The sequence below is a fragment of the Gordonia metallireducens genome (assembly GCF_021245825.1).
In the GTDB taxonomy this organism is placed as follows: Bacteria; Actinomycetota; Actinomycetes; order Mycobacteriales; family Mycobacteriaceae; genus Gordonia; species Gordonia namibiensis.
Window position 1 is genome coordinate 13,367 of sequence record NZ_JAJQJP010000050.1, and the last position, 19,880, is coordinate 33,246.

At 65.6% G+C, this 19,880-nt stretch carries 20 protein-coding genes; 6 read left to right on the forward strand and 14 right to left on the reverse strand.

Annotated features, from left to right (window positions below):
• Positions 1-401 precede the first annotated feature (401 nt).
• The gene (locus tag LQD00_RS19085; protein ID WP_232718809.1) at positions 402-1,955 is read left to right on the forward strand and encodes a MinD/ParA family ATP-binding protein; all 1,554 of its coding nucleotides are present in this window, start codon (positions 402-404) and stop codon (positions 1,953-1,955) included.
• Positions 1,956-1,964: 9 nt separating this feature from the next.
• Here the strand turns inward: LQD00_RS19085 and LQD00_RS19090 are convergent, their stop codons facing one another.
• Positions 1,965-2,636 (reverse strand): DedA family protein, encoded by a 672-nt coding sequence (locus LQD00_RS19090; RefSeq protein WP_232718810.1) that lies wholly within the window; start codon positions 2,634-2,636, stop codon positions 1,965-1,967.
• A gap of 190 nt (positions 2,637-2,826) precedes the next feature.
• Here LQD00_RS19090 and LQD00_RS19095 point away from each other — a divergent pair, with 190 nt between their 5' ends.
• The 3 genes from LQD00_RS19095 to LQD00_RS19105 all read left to right on the forward strand — a co-directional run bounded on the left by LQD00_RS19095 (position 2,827) and on the right by LQD00_RS19105 (position 5,137).
• Entirely contained in the window at positions 2,827-3,897 is a 1,071-nt protein-coding gene (locus LQD00_RS19095) for an alpha/beta fold hydrolase (protein WP_232718811.1), read from the forward strand.
• Between the two features lie 48 nt (positions 3,898-3,945).
• Positions 3,946-4,446, forward strand: a complete 501-nt coding sequence (locus LQD00_RS19100) for a hypothetical protein (protein WP_232718812.1) — start codon at positions 3,946-3,948, stop codon at positions 4,444-4,446.
• 67 nt (positions 4,447-4,513) lie between these two features.
• Complete coding sequence (locus tag LQD00_RS19105; RefSeq protein ID WP_232718813.1) at positions 4,514-5,137, forward strand: TM2 domain-containing protein; 624 nt, start codon at positions 4,514-4,516, stop codon at positions 5,135-5,137.
• Here the strand turns inward: LQD00_RS19105 and truA are convergent.
• The 13 genes from truA to LQD00_RS19175 all read right to left on the reverse strand — a co-directional run bounded on the left by truA (position 5,134) and on the right by LQD00_RS19175 (position 17,072).
• Positions 5,134-6,009, reverse strand: a complete 876-nt coding sequence (truA, locus tag LQD00_RS19110) for a tRNA pseudouridine(38-40) synthase TruA (protein ID WP_232718943.1) — start codon at positions 6,007-6,009, stop codon at positions 5,134-5,136. The genes LQD00_RS19105 and truA overlap by 4 nt on opposite strands.
• Positions 6,010-6,028: 19 nt before the next feature.
• Positions 6,029-6,595, reverse strand: a complete 567-nt coding sequence (rplQ, locus tag LQD00_RS19115) for a 50S ribosomal protein L17 (protein ID WP_232718814.1) — start codon at positions 6,593-6,595, stop codon at positions 6,029-6,031.
• 83 nt (positions 6,596-6,678) lie between these two features.
• A complete protein-coding gene (locus LQD00_RS19120) occupies positions 6,679-7,731 on the reverse strand; it encodes a DNA-directed RNA polymerase subunit alpha (protein WP_005197582.1) in 1,053 nt (350 codons plus the stop codon).
• 89 nt (positions 7,732-7,820) lie between these two features.
• A complete protein-coding gene (rpsD, locus tag LQD00_RS19125; protein WP_232718815.1) occupies positions 7,821-8,426 on the reverse strand; it encodes a 30S ribosomal protein S4 in 606 nt (201 codons plus the stop codon).
• Between the two features lie 24 nt (positions 8,427-8,450).
• Positions 8,451-8,858, reverse strand: a complete 408-nt coding sequence (gene rpsK, locus LQD00_RS19130) for a 30S ribosomal protein S11 (protein WP_004023536.1) — start codon at positions 8,856-8,858, stop codon at positions 8,451-8,453.
• Entirely contained in the window at positions 8,858-9,226 is a 369-nt protein-coding gene (gene rpsM, locus LQD00_RS19135; protein ID WP_161928744.1) for a 30S ribosomal protein S13, read from the reverse strand. Before rpsM ends, rpsK begins: the two co-directional genes overlap by 1 nt.
• Positions 9,227-9,438: 212 nt before the next feature.
• A complete protein-coding gene (gene rpmJ / locus LQD00_RS19140; protein ID WP_005207978.1) occupies positions 9,439-9,552 on the reverse strand; it encodes a 50S ribosomal protein L36 in 114 nt (37 codons plus the stop codon).
• Positions 9,553-9,671: 119 nt separating this feature from the next.
• A complete protein-coding gene (gene infA / locus LQD00_RS19145; RefSeq protein ID WP_004023539.1) occupies positions 9,672-9,893 on the reverse strand; it encodes a translation initiation factor IF-1 in 222 nt (73 codons plus the stop codon).
• A 1,571-nt stretch (positions 9,894-11,464) separates the two neighbouring features.
• A complete protein-coding gene (locus tag LQD00_RS19155; protein ID WP_232718816.1) occupies positions 11,465-12,070 on the reverse strand; it encodes a TetR/AcrR family transcriptional regulator in 606 nt (201 codons plus the stop codon).
• A gap of 69 nt (positions 12,071-12,139) precedes the next feature.
• Complete coding sequence (locus LQD00_RS19160; protein WP_232718817.1) at positions 12,140-14,218, reverse strand: acetate--CoA ligase family protein; 2,079 nt, start codon at positions 14,216-14,218, stop codon at positions 12,140-12,142.
• Positions 14,205-14,954, reverse strand: coding sequence for an enoyl-CoA hydratase/isomerase family protein (locus LQD00_RS19165; RefSeq protein WP_232718818.1), 750 nt, complete (start codon positions 14,952-14,954; stop codon positions 14,205-14,207). Before LQD00_RS19165 ends, LQD00_RS19160 begins: the two co-directional genes overlap by 14 nt.
• Before the next feature lie 40 nt (positions 14,955-14,994).
• On the reverse strand, positions 14,995-15,909 hold the full coding sequence (locus LQD00_RS19170; RefSeq protein ID WP_232718819.1) for an acyl-CoA dehydrogenase family protein: 915 nt from the start codon (positions 15,907-15,909) through the stop codon (positions 14,995-14,997).
• Positions 15,910-15,917: 8 nt separating this feature from the next.
• On the reverse strand, positions 15,918-17,072 hold the full coding sequence (locus tag LQD00_RS19175; RefSeq protein WP_232718820.1) for an acyl-CoA dehydrogenase family protein: 1,155 nt from the start codon (positions 17,070-17,072) through the stop codon (positions 15,918-15,920).
• A 190-nt stretch (positions 17,073-17,262) separates the two neighbouring features.
• Here LQD00_RS19175 and LQD00_RS19180 point away from each other — a divergent pair, with 190 nt between their 5' ends.
• Both LQD00_RS19180 and LQD00_RS19185 read left to right on the forward strand, forming a co-directional pair.
• Entirely contained in the window at positions 17,263-18,228 is a 966-nt protein-coding gene (locus LQD00_RS19180) for an NAD(P)H-dependent flavin oxidoreductase (protein ID WP_232718821.1), read from the forward strand.
• A gap of 11 nt (positions 18,229-18,239) precedes the next feature.
• Positions 18,240-19,871: a flavin-containing monooxygenase gene (locus LQD00_RS19185; RefSeq protein ID WP_232718944.1), complete on the forward strand. Its 1,632-nt coding sequence runs from the start codon at positions 18,240-18,242 to the stop codon at positions 19,869-19,871.
• Positions 19,872-19,880 lie beyond the last annotated feature (9 nt).

Sequence of the window (19,880 nt, forward strand, 5' to 3'; positions counted from 1 at the left end):
AGACGCAGACGGGGTTCCTCCCGGTTCCATCGAATTCCCGTTCGATGAAACCGCCTCCCCCAGATGCCGGTCCACCGGGTCGTCGACTGACCACGACCACGGTGCCGCCCCGCCTCGCACCTGAGGTTCAAGTGCCTGATCCTGCCACAACTCGATCAACGCCACCACATACCGAATTCGGTATGTGGAAGCGAGAGTGTGAGATGAACTGTGGATCTCGTCCGGAATCCTCTCATACCCTTCGGTAGACTCTCGTCGACGCTGCCGGAGTCGGTCAGAGTGCAAGCAGATCGCACCGAGGATCGATGCCTCATCGATCCTCGCATGCTGCCGCCGATCACGCTCGCGCACAGACCACGGCTCGCCAGGTCGGCCCGGCCGCAAGACCAGAGGATTCCCCGATGACGTACGAGAACTCGACGACGCCCAACGGCGCCGACGCACCGGCACCACCCCCATGGCTGCAGTTCGCGCCGCCGCCTCAGGAGCCGACTCCGGCTCCGCAGTCACCGTCGGCACCTCGGACTCCAGAGAACGACGGCCGGCAGACGGACTCGGCGGCCCCCGGTCCCGCGCCGTCGAATCCCGTTCCGTCCCCACGCCTCGATGCACCACGCCCCGATGCACCGAACCGTCCGCAGGAGGCGGCGGCCGATCAGGTCGGCCCCGGTAGCGAGACGTGGTCGCACGACCCCACCGGTCGCCACACGCCGCCGCCGCCGGAGTCCGCCCGTTTCCCCGGCCCACCTCCGACGCCGAGACCGGACTTCCCGGCACCGCCCGCCGGTCCGTCCTTCGAGCCGGGACCCGTGCCCCCGTTCGACCAGGCGCCCCCGCCGGCGGCTCACCAACCGCCACCGTTCCCGCAGCCCGGGGCTCCCGGTCCCGCACATCCCGCCGGCCCGCCGGTCGGGAGCGGACCGATGCCGCCGGCACAGTTCGGCCCGGGCACCGGCCCCGCACCCGCGTATACGCCTCAGCAGGCGCCCGGCGGCTACGGCCCGCCACTGGGCGGCCCGTCGCTGGACGAGGTCGCACTGATCCGCAAGGCCCGTCGCGCACCGAGCCGCGGCTGGCGACGCGCCGTCCACACCTTGTCGGCCGGTGCCATCAATCCCGGTGAGTCGCAGGGCGACATCGCCTATCAGCAGCTGCTCGAGCGCGTGAACCGACCGGTACGCGGCGACTACCGCATCGCGGTCCTGTCGTTGAAGGGCGGTGTCGGCAAGACCACGACGACCGTCGGTCTCGGCTCGACGTTCGCGTCCCTGCGCGGCGACCGGGTGATCGCCGTCGACGCCAACCCCGACCTCGGTACCCTCGCCCAGCGCATCCCGCAGCAGACACGTTCGACGGTCCGCGACCTGCTCGCCGACCAGAACGTCTACCGCTACTCCGACGTCCGGGCCCACACGTCACAGGCCCCGAGCCGCCTGGAAGTCCTTGCGTCCGAACGCGATCCGGCGATGGCGGAGGCGTTCAACGAGGACGAGTACCGCGGGGTCGTCACCATCCTCCAGCGGTTCTACAACATCATCATCACCGACTGCGGCACCGGCCTGAGCCACTCGGCGATGAACGGTGTCCTCGACCTCGCGAACACGATCATCCTGGTCAGCTCGCCCGCTCTCGACGGCGCGCGCAGCGCCGGCGCCACCCTGGACTGGCTCGAGGCCCACGGCTTCGGTCACCTCGTGTCGCGGGCCGTCGTCGTGCTGAGTTCGTCGCGTCCGGGGTCGTCGACCATCGACACCGATCAGCTCGGTCAGCACTTCCTCACCAGGTGCCGTGCGGTCCACAAGATCCCGTTCGACGACCATCTCGCCGAGGGCGCCGACGTCGACCTCGAACTGATGTCGAAGGCCGCCAAGCGGTCGTTCGTCGAACTCGCGGCGACCATCGCCGACGACTTCTCGGGCACCACGCTGCCGCGCGAAGAGCCGTACCTCGGGTAGGCCGACGGATCAGCGCGCCTCCGGTGGTGCCTGGTCCGCCGGCGCGGTCGCGTCCACCGCTGCGGCCTCACCCTGCCGGCGTCTCGTCGCCCGCCATCGTCGCGCGGCGTGGACGGTCATCGGCACCACCACCGTGAGCACCGAGGCGACGATCAGGATCTCGATGTTGTCGCGGACGATCGGCACGTTGCCGAGCAGGTAGCCGGCCACGATGATCCCGCCCGCCCACGCGAAGCTGCCCAGCACGCTGAAGAACGTGAACGCGCGATAGGGCATCCCACTGAAACCCGCGGTGAGGGGCACCAGTGTTCGGACGATGCCGATGAACCTGCCGAAGAAGACCGTCAGCGGCCCGAAACGGTCGAAGAAGGCGTTGGTCCTCGTCACGTACTGGGGCCCGATGCGCTGCATCATCCGCCCCTCGACGACGCTGCGTCCGAGCCGCCGGCCGATGAGGTAGCCGCACTGGTCCCCGGCGATCGCTGCGAGCGCCACCAATGGGACCACCAGCCAGACCGCTGCGAACGGGTCCGGCTGTGCGGCGAACACACCCGCGGTGAACAGCAGCGAGTCCCCGGGGAAGATCACGCCGAACAGCAACCCGGTCTCGACGAACACGAGCACGCACAGACCGATCAGGCCACCGGTGGCCACGAAGGACTCCACGTCGAACGGATTCATCAGGCCCCACACTAACGGTTCGCGCAGGTGAGAGCGGTGATCCGGGCGAACGAACCCACCGGCCGCTGGGGCAGACCGACAACCGCCCGAAATGGTCATCCGTCCCAACCGACCGCCGACGCGCGAAGTCCCTTCAGGTGGGGTTTACTCGACCGTGAGCAGCACACCTCGAGCAGAAGGGGGAACCACAATGCCGTCGAAGACCCCCGGTCCGTCGAAGCCACCGCCGCCGGCCCTGCGGCCCGTCTCGGACACCGACGTCCGAATCGAATACCACACAATTCACGGTTACCGCCGCGCCTACCGGATCGCCGGCAGCGGTCCGGCGCTCCTGCTCATCCACGGGATCGGCGACAACTCGTCGACGTGGGACGAGGTCATCCCCATCCTGGCGCAGCACTACACGGTCATCGCGCCGGATCTCCTCGGTCACGGCCGCTCCGACAAGCCGCGCGCCGACTACTCGGTTCCCGCATTCGCCAACGGCATGCGCGACCTGCTGGTCGTCCTGGGACACACCAAGGTCACCGTCGTCGGCCACTCTCTCGGCGGTGGCGTGGCCATGCAGTTCTGCTACCAGTTCCCGCGTTTCGTCGAACGCCTCGTGCTCGTCGCGGCCGGCGGTGTGACACGGGAGGTCAATCCGGCCCTGCGTCTGATCTCGCTTCCCGTCGTGCACCAGGCCCTGTCCGCGCTGCGGATCCCGGGTGTCGTGCCCGGACTGCGCGTCGCGGCCAAGGCGGTCGCCGCCGCCCCGGTGCTCCCGTTCGCACCGGTGACCGCTACTCCGAAACGCCTTCTCGCCGACCATGAAGACCTCATGCGCGTCCTCGGCGACCTCGCCGACCCGACCGCCTATGCGGCGTTCCTGCGGACGCTGCGGGCCGTCGTCGACTGGCGCGGACAGTCGGTCACCATGCTCGATCGCTGCTATCTCACCGAACGACTCCCGGTCCTTCTGATCTGGGGCGACGAGGACATCGTCATCCCCTATCACCACGCCGAGCTCGCGCACTCCGCGATTCCGCACTCAGAGCTCGAAACCTTCTCCGGCGCGGGGCATTTCCCGTTCCGCGACGACCCGGAGCGATTCTGCCGGGTGATCATCGACTTCCTGTCGCGGCACGACCCCATCGTGTTCGACCCGCTGAACTGGCGGCATCTGCTGTCCGAGGGCCCGCACCCGCAGGACTTCATCGACGACGAGGACACCCTCGAGATCGTCATGGGGGCCTTCGAGGACGAGCGCAACGCGACCTGAGTGCGCGCACCGCCGTCCTGCGTCACAGGTCTGTGCCACGATGAGTCCATGACCCACCCAGGCGAGGGCGACGGCACGACGCCGTTCGGCCAACCTTCCGAATACGACTCGAGCCCGGGTTTTGCCGTTCCCGGGTACGGTGCGCCACAACCGAATCCGGCACCGTATCAGTACGGGGCCGTACCGGCCCCCGAGCAACCCCTCGTCGTCATCGGTGACATCACGTGCACCCAGAATCACGTCATCACACCCTCGGGGACCTGCCCCATCGCCGGCACCCAGTGGATCGTCACCGACATGTCCGTGTCGACCGAACGGATGTCACAGACGGGTCTGGTACTGGCCATCGTCGGGTTCTTCATGGTGTGCTTTCTCAGCCTGCTGTTCCTACTGATGAAGGAACGCAGAACCACCGGATACATCCAGGTGACCGTGCGCGGCGGGGGCGGCTTCCTACACGTCACCAACATCCCGGCGTTCTCGCCGGTCACCATGGGTGACGTCTCGGGGCGCGTCAACTATGCCCGCACCCTCGCCGCGATGGCCTGACCGCTACCCCGACACGACCGCACTGCCCCGACGACACCACGCAGGACCCACCGAGGAGGACCGACCGATGACAAGCCCGGACAACCCCGGCGACAAGCCGTACGACTTCGTCAAGAGACCCCCGCCCGGAGACACCTCGCAGGCGGACACCCCGGCCCACGGCACCGACCCGAACGCGGGCTACGCACCGCCGTCCTACGGGACAGCCGACGGCGCGTCGCAGGAATATGGCAACCAGCAGTACGGCACCCCGCCGCAGTACGGGGCCGGACAGCAGTACGGGGCCGGCCAGTACGGCTCACCCCAATACGGCGCGCCCCCGTACGGAGCACCTCAGTACGGAGCACCTCAGTACGGGGCACCGGCCGGCTACGGGTATCCGGGAGCGCCGGACCCGACTGCGCCGTACGGTCGCGACCCTGCGACCGGTGAACCGCTGTCGGACAAGTCGAAGATCGTGGCGGGTCTGTTGCAGATCTTCCTGGGTACGCTCGGCGTCGGCCGTTTCTACATCGGCGACAACACCATCGGCGGCATCCAGCTCGGCCTGACGATCATCGGCTACATCACCGCGATCTTCCTGATCGGCTTCGTGCTGATCTTCGGTGTCGCGATCTGGGCGCTCGTCGACGGCATCATGATGCTCACCGGAAGTGTCCGTGACAAGAACGGCCTCAAACTCGGGAACTAGCCGCCGCAGCAACCGGTGGACCCGCGCACGTCGCGGGTCACCGTGTTGCGCGCGGCCAGCTCGTCGTCGGCGGGATAGTCGACGCCGACCAGGCACAGTCCCCTGGCCTCGGCCACCGGAACCTGTGGACTGCGCGCCTTCTCCGCGAGCAGCGCACGGCACCAGTCGACGCTCCGCCGGCCGTCACCGACGCTGGCTACCGCACCCACCAGCGACCGCACCATCGACCAGCAGAACGCGTCCGCGCTGACCTCGCCGACGAGCACCCCGTCCGCGTCACGGGTCCACGAGAAACGCTGCAGGTCGCGGATCGTCGTCGCGCCCTCTCGCCGGCGACAGAACGCGGCGAAGTCGTTCAATCCCAACAGTTCCGACGATGCGGCGTTCATCGCGTCGACGTCGAGCGGGCGGCGCCACGTCGCGGTCGTGCGGGCCATCACCGGTTCCGGTCCCCACCGCGAGTCGTCGAGCCGGTAACGGTAGTGGCGGCGTAGCGCGGAGAATCGCGCATCGAATGCGTCCGGGACCACCCGGACCTCTTTCACCCGGATGTCGTCCGGGCACATCTTTGCCAGCCGACCGACCAGCGTCGACGGGTTCCCGGAGATCGATCGGGTCTCCAGCGCAGACCTCGGTACGACGGCGTGTGCGACCTGCCCCGTCGCGTGGACCCCGGCGTCGGTCCGGCCTGCCACCGTCAGCCGGACCGGCACCCGCAGGATCGTCGACAACCGGGTCTCGAGTTCCTCGCACACACTGCGCTGCCCGATCTGCCGTGCCCACCCGGCGAAATCGGTGCCGTCGTAACCGAGGTCGAAGCGCAGACGACAGAACCCGCCGGCACCGGAATCCGGGCCGACGGGTTCGGTCAGCAATTCTCGACTCAGTCGACTACTTCTTGTCGTCGTCTGCGTCGGTCGCTTCTTCCGCCTCGACGGCGGTGGCAGCGGTCGACTCGTCGTCGACGGACTCGGCGACAGCGTCGGCGTTGGCGACCTCGGCCTCGGTGGCGTCGGCCTCGACGGCCTCCACCACGTTCTCCTCAGCGGCCTTCTTCGATGCGGCGACACGGGTCGCGCGAGAAGCCTCGCTCGACGCGGTGGTCTCGCGCACCAGCTCGATCACGGCCATGGGGGCGTTGTCGCCCTTGCGCGGCAGCGTCTTGATGATGCGGGTGTAGCCACCGTTGCGATCGGCGAAGAACGGGCCGATCTCGTCGAACAGCGTGTGCACGACGTCCTTGTTGCGGATGTCCTTCAGCACCTCACGGCGGTTGGCCAGCTTGCCGGCCTTGGCGTGGGTGATGATCTTCTCCGCGTACGGGCGCAGGCGCTTGGCCTTCGCTTCGGTGGTGGTGATGCGGCCATGCTCGAAGAGCGAGGTGGCGAGGTTCGCCAGCATCGCTTTCTGGTGGCTGGCCGACCCGCCGAGGCGGGCACCCTTGGTGGGCTTGGGCATTGTCTTCTCCTAGGAGGACTCCCGATCACTCGAGCGGGAAGTCAGGGTTTGGGCGAGCGTGACAGCTTGCCGCGGCGACGCGACTAGAGCTGTTCGGTTTCGGCGAAATCCTCACCGGAATCGGCGTCGAACGACGCGTCTTCCGACCACGTACCGGTGGCGGGGTCGTATCCGGCGACCTGCGACGGATCGAAGCTGGCCGGGCTGTCCTTCAGGGACAGGCCGAGCGCATGCAGCTTGACCTTGACCTCGTCGATCGACTTCTGGCCGAAGTTGCGGATGTCGAGCAGATCCGACTCGGTCCGGGCAACCAGCTCGCCGACGGTGTGAACACCCTCGCGCTTGAGGCAGTTGTACGAACGGACGGTCAGCTCCAGATCCTCGATCGGCAGGCTGAACGACGCGATGTGGTCGGCCTCCGCCGGAGACGGTCCGATCTCGATGCCCTCGGCCTCGACGTTGAGCTCCCGGGCGAGCCCGAAGAGCTCCACCAGGGTCTTGCCCGCCGACGCCAGCGCGTCACGCGCGCTGATCGAGTTCTTGGTCTCCACGTCGAGCACGAGCCGATCGAAGTCGGTGCGCTGCTCGACACGGGTGGCCTCGACCTTGTAGGTCACCTTGAGCACCGGCGAGTAGATCGAGTCGACCGGGATACGGCCGATCTCGGCACCCGACGCCTTGTTCTGCACGGCCGGCACGTAGCCGCGGCCCCGCTCGACGACGAGCTCGATCTCGAGCTTGCCCTTGTCGTTCAGGGTGGCGATGTGCAGATCGGGGTTGTGCACGGTGACACCGGCCGGGGGCACGATGTCGGCGCCGGTGACGGTGCCCGGACCCTGCTTGCGCACGTACATGGTGACCGGCTCGTCCTCGTCCGAGGAGACCACGAGGCCCTTGAGGTTCAGGATGATGTCGGTGACGTCTTCCTTGACCCCGGGGACGGTGGTGAACTCGTGGAGGACACCGTCGATGCGGATGCTGGTGATGGCAGCACCCGGGATCGAGCTGAGCAGGGTACGACGCAGCGAGTTACCGAGGGTGTAACCGAAGCCCGGCTCGAGCGGTTCGATGACGAACTTCGACCGGTTCTCGGCGATGACTTCCTCGGTGAGGGTGGGTCGCTGTGAGATGAGCATTTCGTTTTCTCCTTTGGCCGCCCGCTATATGACGACCTAGAAAGTGAACCGAACAGCAGGTAGCTGTCGGGCTGGTCTTGCTCGAAGGACTACTTGGAGTAGAACTCGACGATGAGCTGTTCGGACAGCGGGACCTCGATCTGAGCGCGCTCGGGCACGGAGTGCACGAGGATGCGCAGGGTCGAGGGCACGACCTGGAGCCAACCCGGGACCGGACGATCGCCGACGAGCTCCTTGGCGATCTGGAACGGGACGGTCTGCAGCGACTTCGGACGGACGTCGATGATGTCGTACTGGCTGACGCGGTAGCTGGGGACGTCGACCTTCACACCGTTGACGGTGAAGTGGCCGTGGCTGACCAGCTGGCGAGCCTGACGACGGGTCCGCGCGATGCCGGAGCGGTACACGACGTTGTCGAGACGGGTCTCGAGGAGCTTCAGCAGTTCGTCACCGGTCTTGCCGGTGCGACGGTTGGCTTCCTCGAAGTAGCGACGGAACTGCTTCTCCATCACTCCGTAGGTGAAGCGCGCCTTCTGCTTCTCCTGCAGCTGGAGCAGGTATTCGCTCTCCTTGATCCGCGAGCGGCCGTGCTGGCCGGGCGGGTAGGGGCGACGCTCGAATGCAGCGTCACCACCGATCAGGTCGACGCGAAGGCGACGAGACTTCTTTGTTGCGGGGCCGGTATAACGAGCCATTTTCTCTGTTCCTCCCTTTCCCGACTAGACCCGACGCCGCTTGGGCGGACGGCAACCGTTGTGCGGCTGCGGGGTGACATCGGAAATGGTGCCGACCTCGAGGCCGGCTGCCTGCAGGGAGCGGATCGCGGTCTCGCGACCCGAACCCGGTCCCTTGACGAAAACGTCGACCTTCTTGACGCCGTGCTCCTGGGCCTTGCGCGCAGCGTTCTCGGCCGCGAGCTGAGCCGCGAACGGGGTGCTCTTGCGCGAGCCCTTGAAACCGACGTGGCCCGACGACGCCCAGCTGATGATGTTTCCGCTGGGGTCGCTGATCGACACGATGGTGTTGTTGAACGTCGACTTGATGTGTGCGTGGCCGTGCGGGACGTTCTTCTTATCGCGACGGCGGGTGCCCTTCTTGGGGCCTGCGCTACGTGACTTCGGAGGCATTACTTCTTCTTCCCGGCGATGGTCTTCTTCGGGCCCTTACGAGTGCGGGCATTGGTCTTGGTGCGCTGTCCACGGACGGGCAGTCCACGGCGGTGGCGCAGACCCTGGTAGCAGCCGATCTCGATCTTGCGACGGATATCGGCCTGCACCTCGCGTCGCAGGTCACCCTCGACCTTCACCGAGGCCTCGATGTACTCACGCAGCTTTGCGACGTCTGCGTCGGTGAGATCCTTGGCGCGGAGGTCTGCGGACAGACCGGTGGCAGCCAGGATCTCCTTGGAGGTGGTACGCCCAACTCCGTAGATGTAGGTCAGTGCGATCTCCAGCCGCTTTTCGCGGGGGAGATCCACACCAGCAACACGTGCCATGTGGCGGATTTCCTTTTCGGTTTCCAGAGGTCTTCTCCCAGTCCGTCCCGTGAGCTGTGTGTGAACCGTGTGTCCACACCTCGCGGGCTCCGGCCTCTGATCCGGAGGTAGGCGGTGACTCGTCTGTCGCCGCTGGTGCTGAGAGGTCTTCTGTTCTTCAGTTGTCGGTTTTCAGTTGTTCTGACTCAAGCGACCCGGAGGGGTGCGCGTGATCAGCCCTGACGCTGCTTGTGACGCAGGTTCTCGCAGATCACCATGACCCGGCCGTTGCGGCGGATCACTTTGCACTTCTCGCAGATCGGCTTGACGCTCGGCTGAACCTTCACGTCAATCTCTCCTGCTCGGCTCGCCCGCGCGCACGCCGAAACGCGGCCGTACACGTGGGTGTCGGTCTCCTCCCAGACGGATGTCCGGGAAGTCTTCTCCCGGGAGTGCCGGGAAAGTCTTATTTGTAGCGGTACACGATCCGCCCACGAGCAAGGTCGTAGGGCGAGAGTTCCACGACGACCCGATCCTCGGGCAGGATGCGGATGTAGTGCTGCCGCATCTTGCCGCTGATGTGGGCGAGAACCTTGTGTCCGTTCTCCAGCTCAATGCGAAACATCGCATTGGGCAGGGGTTCGATCACTCGACCCTCGACCTCGATGGCCCCGTCTTTCTTCGCCATGTCCTCCGCGATCCTGGCCTTCTCGCGACACCCGGATGGTGCGGCGTCGTCGGCCCGGTTGAATCAGTGTTTGTCCGTTAGGGTGTGGGCACCGGTCCGCGAGGACCTGCGCCCGGTGCGACGCGGCCGGACCTGCGTGGGGACACGCGGATGCCGGCACGCGAGACGTACCGACGTTCCATGTTACGCGAACTGCGAGAACAGTCCAAATGCGTCCCCAACGGCGAGAAGGAGCGCATGGCGTGGGCACTTTTAACGACAGTCTGGACTAACTCGATCAGGCCGACCGTGCGACGATCGAGCTTGTCTGCGACCTGGCTCGCGACACCGTTCCCGGCACCGGACGGGGCACGGTTACGGCATGCCGGCACTCAACGTATCGCGGCCGATCACGCCTGTCGTGCGAACGAAGAAGCACGTCGGTATCTGTACGTTCAGCCCGGTAGCCGTGGACTCGGCTCGACCGTAGCTTGGTCGACGTCGTCGACGGCTCGGTCGAGACCGCGGCAGCAGCCCGGGGCTATCGAACAAGGTGCTGACCGCAGGTGTCGTCGACGGCGCAATGTCTGGCGCACCGATCTGGACCGAGTGCTCGCGGCGTTGGCCACCGTCCTCGGGTCCGCGGTTGATCACCGTGCAGGCTTGCGGCTCCATCTCCACATGGCTCCACATTGGCGTAATGGCCCTAGGCCGTGGAGATGATGCACCAGTCAGGTGTGACCTTCAGATGGGCGCATTCCCACCGTGCTCGGCGGCGAAGCGTCCAGAACCGGTGTCGCCACCTGACAACTGACCTATTTGGCGTGGTGTTCGGCGGATTCGAGAAACCTCCACATGCAGGGTGGCAGAGAGCGCCTTCGATCAGATCGTGGACGGGGTTTTGCCGGGCCGGTTGCCTGCCGGCGACCGGCTACCGGGTGAGCGCGCCCCTGCCGAACAACTGGCGCGTCTCGACCGATGGTTCGGGAAGCGTCACCGACAGCCGTCAAACGCGGCAAACTCGGGCGACCGGCCCGCGTCCATCGCGTTCGCTCGAACACTCGGCGATGTCGACACATCGCGGATCGTGCTGTGGGGCTGGACATTTGGCGGAGCGCTGCGTCACCACGGTGCACCAATCCTGTTGCGGTGAAGTGCGAACAGATTGACGTCGGGTCAACAACGCTGTCTCAAGGACGCTGATCTTCACCGGTGTCGTGTTGTCAGTCATCACCCGCCAGCCCAATAGTCGTCGCGAATGCACATCGACGGGAAACGCGGTGTATCCGAATCCCGGCAGGGTTCAGCAGTAGGTGAACACGGCCATCCACCACTGATCGACCGACATCGCCGGCTTCTCAACTCCATGGTCTCCCACGCCCGCTGATGCGATTCACCGCATGTGATCAGCGCTGCGGACGCCCGTCAGCGTGAAGCGTCATGCCGGCCATCGTCGCGTTCGGCCACCAGATCCACACTGCCGTCCTCGAACAAGTTGGCTCGCCAATCCGGCGGCATGGAGAGATGTCCGAAGTCCTTCGTACCGCATCGACAAACGCGGACCCCGAGGCAACGCGATTCCGCGCGGTCCCTCAGCCTTCGACCTCATGTCCGAGGCCGCGGCAGATGAACGCCCAGTAAACGTCCGCCAGTTCGTTGAGCGACAGCTCGCCATCGGCCCGATACCAGTCCCGCACGAGTCCGATGAAGCGAAGAATGCCGAAGATCACGACCTTGAGATGTTCTTGTCGCCGGAATGTTCCGGCCTCGACCCCATCCTCGACGATCCCGGTGAACAGCGCCTGATACTCGCGTCGGACCGCCTCCAACTCCGCGGCATGCTCGGGAGGTAGATGGTGGTTGTCGCGGCTCATGGCGAAAAGCGGTCCTGCCGTTGGATCGACGCGGCGCACGCTGTCTCGGATCGCTTCCCGGAGACGGATCTCCGCGGGTTCGCTGGTGTTGGCGATGTCCCGCAAACGGTTCGTGAACTCACGCATACCGGCCATCTGCACACGGAAGAACACGGCCTCCTTGGTGCCGATGTGGTAGAAGATACTTCCTTTCGGAACACCGAGTTCTTTCGCCACCGCATCGACGCTGGTGCCGCGGTAGCCGTTGACGAGAAAGCTGCGCGCGAAGGCTGCTTCGATATCCGTGACAGTTACTTTGGTACGCTGCGTCTTCGGTGGCGTCACGCTGTCACCACGCACATTTGAACGCTCCGTCTTGTCCCCATCTCGGCCGATTCCACATTGTAATAGACCTCAACGCACCGCAGAGTCGGCCACCCGGATCAGTCCGTCCACGGCGACGAGTCCGGCACTGCTGAGGATCAAGGGATTCACGTCGATCTCGACCACCTCGGGGCACTGCGCCATCAAGGAACTGATCGATGTCACCACCGCGGCGACGTCCAGGACGGCAGCCTCGTCCAGCCCACGTGTGCCGGCAGCCAAGCGGCCGGCGCAGAGCACACGTACCATCCGCTGCGCATCCGCCGCGTTCACCGGCACCAGGGACATCTCGATCTCGTCCACGACCTCGACGAGTACTCCGCCCAACCCGACCAGGACCGCCGGACCCAACGCACCGTCGCGGACGGCTCCCACGGTCAGTTCCAGACCGCGCCCGACCATCTGCTGGACCACCACCGGCACATCACCTGCACAGCCGGCCGCGTTCTGCATGGCTGCCACCGCCGATCGGACCTCGTCGGCGGTCCGCACATCCAACCGAATGCCACCGATCTCGGTCTTGTGTTCCGCGACTGCAGGATCGAGCTTCACCGCCACCGGGTAACCGACAGCCTCTGCGGCGCGCACCGCAGCTTCCTCACCTTCCGCCCCGACCTCGCGCACCACCGGAATCCCGAAGCGACTCAACAACTTTCGCGTCTCGTCAGCGCCCAGAGTGCGGTTCGCAGATCCCGGCGACGCACCCGCGCTCAGCAGAGGCGCCTCACTCTCCGGGCGCGACCGATGATCGGCATACAGCTTCAGGGCGACAAGCGCATTCGCGGCCTGGACCGAATCCGGGATGCACGGTACACCATGCCTGTTGACACGGACCGAGTTGGCGCCCGACACCGACACGATGACGGGTTTGGACACCGAATCGCGAGCCCGCTTGATGGCGGCGACATTGTCATCGAAGTTCCCCATCGCCAGTCCACTGATGATGACCATGTCGAAGTCGTCGTCGCTGACGACCGCATCGAGAATCTCGCCGAATCCCGCCGGATCGTTGACGGCATTGGCGGTGTAGTCGATCGGGTTGTGCGCAGATCCATATTCCGGGATCAGCTTCTCGATCTGTCGCGCCGTCGCGTCGCCGGTCGGCGGCAGCGTCAAACCACCTTGCTCGAGCGCATCGGCGATCATGATGCCCACTCCGCCGGACAGTGTCATCACCGCAACCCGGTCACCGGCAGGGAATCGCCCTCCCGCCAGCGCAGCCGTCACGTTCACGAGCTCGGTGGGCGAGTGCGCTCGGATGAGCCCCGCCCGATCCAGGAGGGCCTGCGCAAAGCGGTCCGGCGCAGCCAGTGACCCGCTGTGACTTGCTGCTGCCCGGGCTCCGGACGCAGACACGCCGACCTTGAGGACGACGATCGGCTTGCCCAGTGCCAGAGCGCGGCGACCTGCCGCGTAGAGAACCTCAGGATCACTGAGAGCCTCCAGATAGACCATGACGGCATGCACGTCCGGGCGTTCGATCAGGGTCGAAATAACCTCGGCAGCACTGACATCGGCCTCGTTGCCGGTGGTACACAGGTACGACACGGGCAATCCGATCGCATCAGCGGCGTGGAAGAACACCGAGCCGAGAGCTCCGCTCTGACTGACGATCCCCACCCCGGATCCCGCCGATGGCAACACCGTGGCCTGGAGATCGGCGAAGGTCGCCAGCACACCGGACGGGACACTGATGGCTCCGACACAGTTGGGTCCGATGATACGCATCCCCGAGCGTTCGGCGATCTCTCCGAGCCGATCCTGCAGCTGCTTGCCTTCCGCGCCCGACTCGGCGAATCCAGACGAGAAGACAATCGCGACACGACATCCCCGCTTGCCGAGTTCCTCGGCGGCATCGGGGACGAGATGCGCGGGCAGCGCGATCACCACGAGGTCGGGAACATCGGGCATGTCCGCTATCGACCGATGACACGGATGGCCCTGCACCACATCACGGTTCGCGTTCACCGCATGGACCGGGCCGGAGAAGTGTTCCAGAAAACGCGCGAGCACCCGACCACCGATACGCGCCGAATCGTCGGATGCGCCGATCACACCAACGCTCGCGGGCGCGAAGAGTGCGTCGAGACTTCCGTCAGTGATCGTCACCGTCATCTCCTTCGAAAGTGAACTGGCGCTTGTCCCTTGCTGCGGCGGCGGCCTTCCGGAAGTCGTCGCGGCCGAGGCTGATCACCGCGCGGCGTGAGCCGTCGTCATAGGCCTCGCGCCATGGACGCGTCGCATCGAGCAGTACCTGCTCACGGATGTTCCGGATCGAGAACGGCGCGTTGCGCGCTATCCGGTCGGCGATCCGCTGGGCGGTGGGCAGAACCTCATCAGCATCCACAAGGTGCTGGACGATGCCCATCCGGTATGCGTCCTCGCTACTGAACGGCTCGGCTGTCAACAGGAGTTCGAGAGCCGCACCGCGAGATACATGCCGTTGCAGCAGCCACGACAGGCCGGCTTCGGCGACAAGTCCGAGGGAGGCAAAGGGCACTGCCCATTTCGCGCCGCGGGCGGCGACGCGGATATCGGCCTGCAGAGCGAACGACAGGCCCACACCGGCAACGGCACCGTTCACCGCGGCGACGATCGGCGTCGTCATCGTCATCGGAAAGTCGTAGGAAGGCCCCGCTTTCAGCCGGGCGACGGCAGCGGAATCGACGCGGGCCAGTTCCGCATAGTCTTCGCCCGGCCAGAACCCCCGCCCGGTGCCGGCGACCACGACGGCACGTACTCCGGAATCCTCTTCGGCCTCCTGAAGGAGAGCGAAGAAGCGTCGGCGCATCGCCGGTGTGGTGGCGTTCATCCGTTCCGGACGATTGAGCGTCAGGGTGCGCACATGTCCGTCCTGATGGCACAGGACGAGATCCTCGGCCGCGTCAGGCAACATGGCCGGAAGCCGCAGAGGGCGTCCGGGCCGCCTGCCGGGCCGCGGTGACCCTCCGCGCGTGCGCGTTGGCCCCTCCGAGTTCGCGCTGCAGGCCGACCAGGCGGCGAGTATGCCGGACGAGTCCGTGTTCGGTGGTGATACCGATACCGCCGGTCACCTGATGTGTGTTCTCGTACACCTGAATCGCCGCCATGCAGGCGTAGGTCGCGGCGGCTGCGGCCAGGTAGTCGTCGCCGTCAGCCCAGGCCGCATGCCGGGTGAGCCAGCTCGTGCCCTGCGCGAAGACCTCCGCCCGGGCCAGCCGATGCTGCACCGCCTGGAACGATCCGAGCGCGCGGCCGAATGCCATGCGCTGCGAGACATACGGGACGGTCAGCGCGATCGCACCGGCCATCGCACCTGCCGCCTCTGCCGCCATCGCGATTCGCCACCGGCGGGCCACCGCGGCTGACTGCTCGGCCGGCAGTGGCGTCGAATCGTTGATCCGCACGCGGGCCACCGGTGTTCCCACGCCCTCGGACAGTGGGGTGACCGTGGCCTGTTCGCGTTGTGCCACAAACGCATTGTCGCCGTCGACGCCGATGAACACATCCGCGTCGGCGCCGTACCGAACCAACGATGATCGTCCCTCGATCAATCCGACGACCAGGACGTCGTCGCCCAGCCCGCACGCATCGCCGACCAGGAGTCGGGCACCAACCGGGGCCAGCACGCCCTCCCGGGAGATGGCCTCGGCGACCAGCATCGCCTCGAGTGCACCAGCCGTCGAGGCCAGGTCGAGGAATCCACCATCACGAAGTGCGGTCAGGGCTGCACGGCCCTGATCGTCCTCGGGCAGATCAACGATCGCCCGCCGGACCGCGTTGACCGCGGCCTCGACGATGTCGGACTGTTCTTGACTCATGGAGAGTTTCACGCCGGGCGTCCTTCCTTGGGCAGTTGCAGAGTCTGTTTGGCGATCAGGTTGAACTGGATCTCGATGGCGCCCGCGGCGATCGGGCTGGCGGTCATGCTGACCATCGAGCGGCCGGCGATCGAGTCCACGTCGAGCGCCTCCATGCCGGATATCTCGTGAATGGCCCAACCGACGGCGGGTTCGAGCAGTCCGAGCGCAGCCTGACCGACCGGCGCGATGGTGCGGCGCTTGCCGGGTTCGGTGTTCTCTCGTTCATCGATGGCGAGGAAGTTGAGCATCTTGGTCGCCTCGGCCATCGCGTAGGCGCGGCCCGCGGTCGCCGCGGTGTCCGGATCGGCGGCATCGATGTCGGGCTGATCGAGCAGGGTGTCCAGGCGGCGGAAGGTGTTCTCGTGAGTGACCCAGCCCGCGCGCTCATTCGCCAGCACGGTCATGATGGTCGTCCAACCCTCGTTCTCCGGCCCCAGGCGGCAGCTCACCGGAACCCGCACATCGGTGAAGAACACCTCGTGCACCAGGTGGGCCGCATACGGCGAGGGGATCTCCCGGACCTCGATACCGGGAGTGTTCATGGGCACCAACAGGATCGAGATACCCGCGTGCCGCTCGGCCTTCGGATCGGTCCGGCACAGCAGGAAGATGTACTCGGCCTCGTGGGCGTACGACGTCCAGCACTTCTGGCCGTTCACCACGTACTCGTCGCCGTCGCGGACCGCTGCGGTACGCAACGAGGCGAGATCCGATCCGGCATCCGGCTCGGAGAAACCCTGACACCACAAGACGTTTCCCTGTCCGATGCGGGACAGGTGATAATCCTTCTGCTCCTGGGTGCCCGCGTAGATGATCGCGGGCCCGATCCAGTTGACGTTCATGTACTGCGGGCCGCGGGGCTCACCGCTGCCCCAGGCCTCCTCGCCCAGGATCGCCTGCTCCCAACCGGAGGCCGAACGTCCGCCGTACTCCTCCGGCCAATGCGGGGTCAGCAACTGCTCCTTCGCCAGGGCCTGGCAGAAGGCAATCGAGTCATCACGATCCTTGGCGGTCGGCATGTCCCGGTCGTGATGGGTCCATCCCGGACGGGCGTGTGTCGCAAAGGCATGCTGAATCCGAGCGCGGAACTCTTCTTCGGCATCAGTCCAACCGAACTCCATGGGTTCTCCTTCGATGCAGGATGCCGCGCGCGCCGATGAGCGAAAGATGTTCACGCGCAACGTGATAAATCCAGACTGTCTGTCGTAAAAACACTAGCCAAGAAGACTCTCGCCGTAGTAGTGTCCAAAAGTAGCCGACCGGTTGACTAGTCGTCAAGGAAAGGTCGGAACGTCGAAGCGAAGGACGCTCATGGCTCTTGACACTCCCGTCCGCGATCGGCTCACCCTTCCGGTGATCTGTTCGCCGATGTTTCTGGTCAGCGGACCCGACCTGGTGCGTGAAGCCTGCCTGAACGGGGTCGTCGGCGCCCTGCCCCGCCAGAACGCCCGAACCCTCGAGGAGTTCGACTCGTGGCTGCGCAGCATTCGGGAAGCGATCGACGAACGGTTGTCCGAGGACCCGACCGCGCGGGTCGGGCCCATCGCGGTGAACCTTGCCGCACGGATGGATGACGACGAACTGGCCACGAACCTCGACGTCTGCCAGAGGCACGGTGTCGAGATCATCATCAGCGCGATCGGGAATCCGGCCAGAATCGCCGAGCGCGTCCATGATCGGGGTGGCGTCGTCTACCATGACGTCACGTCGTTCTACTACGCGGAGAAGGCGATCAAGGCCGGGGTGGACGGCCTGATCGCGATCGGCGCGGGCGGCGGAGGACATTCCGGCACGCTCAGCCACCTGGTCCTCATCCCCCGGCTGCGTCAGATCTTCGACGGCACCATCGTCCTGGCAGGCGCGGTCGGACATGGTTCCGCTATCCGCGCCGCGGAGATCCTGGGCGCGGACTTGGCCTACGTCGGTACCCGTTTCATCGCCGCCCAGGAATCGCTCGCCGCCGACCGATACAAACAACTGCTCATATCCGATTCGTCGAGCGATCTCCGCTACACCAACGGTATTTCCGGTGTACCCGCGAACTGGATGGCCACCTCACTCATCGAAGCCGGACTCGACCCCGACGCTTTGCCGGAACCGCGAGGCACACTCAACAGCGATCATCTTCCGGAGGGCATCACCCCGTGGCGCAACATCTGGAGCGCCGGCCAGAGTATCGAATTCATCGACGGCACCCCATCAACGCACGACATCGTGCAGCAACTACGGGCGGAATACGCCGAGGCTTGTCAGCGGCCGCAGATATCCCAGAAATGAAGGACGTCAACATGACTCGATCAGAAGCAACGGACAGTCACACGGTCACGTCTCCGGAAACGCTCGTCGACGCCTTCATCATAGGCTGCGGCGTATCAGGCATCGAGGCGCTGCACCGCCTGCGTGCCGCCGGTTTCGATGCCATCGCGGTAGATGCCGCAACCGGCGTCGGCGGTACCTGGCACTGGAACAGGTACCCCGGCGCCCGGCTCGACTCGGAGAGTTACAGCTACGGGTACTTCTTCTCCCGCGAACTCCGCGAAGGATGGGACTGGTCCGAACACTTCTGTGGCCAGCCCGAGAACGAGCGCTACTTCAACTACGTCGTCGACACGCTCGGACTGCGGCCGTACATGCGGATGCAGACCACCGTGGAATCCGCGCACTTCGACTGTACAGACGACACCTGGCTCGTCACCACCACCGCCGGCGATCGGTACCGGACACGGTTCCTGATGACCGGCATCGGCATCCTCTCCGACCCCAAGTATCCGAATATCCCAGGACGCGAGCGATTTCGAGGCATCTCCGTGCATACCGCACGCTGGCCTGCGGACGGGCCCGAACTCGACGGCAAGCGGGTTGCCGTGGTCGGCACGGGATCGAGCGGTGTGCAAACGATCAGCGCCGTCGGGCCGACCGTCGGCTCGCTCACGGTGTTCCAGCGCAGCCCGAATTGGTGCCCACCCCTGAACAACGAACCGATCACCCCGCTGGAAATGGCAGAGATCAAGGGCGAGTACGACGCGATCTGGGCCAAGACGCGTTCTACGCGTGGCGGATTCGTCCACGGATCGATCATGGCCTCGGCGAACGACTACACCGCCGAAGAACGTCACGAGTGGTACGAGATGCTGTTTCGCCGTCGAGGTTTCGCACGGTTGTACACCAACTTCATCGAAGTGATCCGGACAAAGGAGCTGAACGCCGAGTTCTCGGGCTTCCTCGCGAACAAGATCCGCGAACGCGTCAAGGATCCGGCAGTGGCGGAGAAGCTGATCCCGGCCGATCACGGATTCGGCCAGCGCCGGCCGCCCTATGAAACCGGCTACTACGATGTCTACAACCAGGACAACGTGGAACTCGTCGACACGACTGCCACGCCGATGGTCGAGATCACCGAGCGTGGAATACGCACCACCGAGCAGGATTTCGAGTTCGACGTCATCATCTTCGCGACCGGTTTCAACTCGGTCACCGGCGCCTTCGACAAGATAGACATCCGGGGACGAGACGGGCTCAGGCTTACCGAGGCCTGGCACAACGGGCCGAACACCCTCGCCGGTTTGGGCACCCACGGCTTTCCCAACCTGTTGATGCTCGGCGGACCACAAGCCATGGGCGGCAACATACCCCGGTGTATTGAGCATCAGGCCCTCTTCCTCGACACTCTGCTGCGACATATGCGGGCGAACGGTTACACCACCATCGAGGCCACCCAAGACGCGTGCGACGCGTGGTCCGATCATGTGGCGCAGGTCGTCGGTATGACTCTGTACACGGAGACCAAGGCATCCTGGTTCTGGACCCCGACCGAGGGGAAGGGACATAGCTTCGGTATCTATCCCGCCGGGGTGGTCGAATACGGCAAACGTCTGCGCGATATCGAGGCGAACGGGTACCAAGGTTTCGTGCTGTCGTGAGGGTGCACC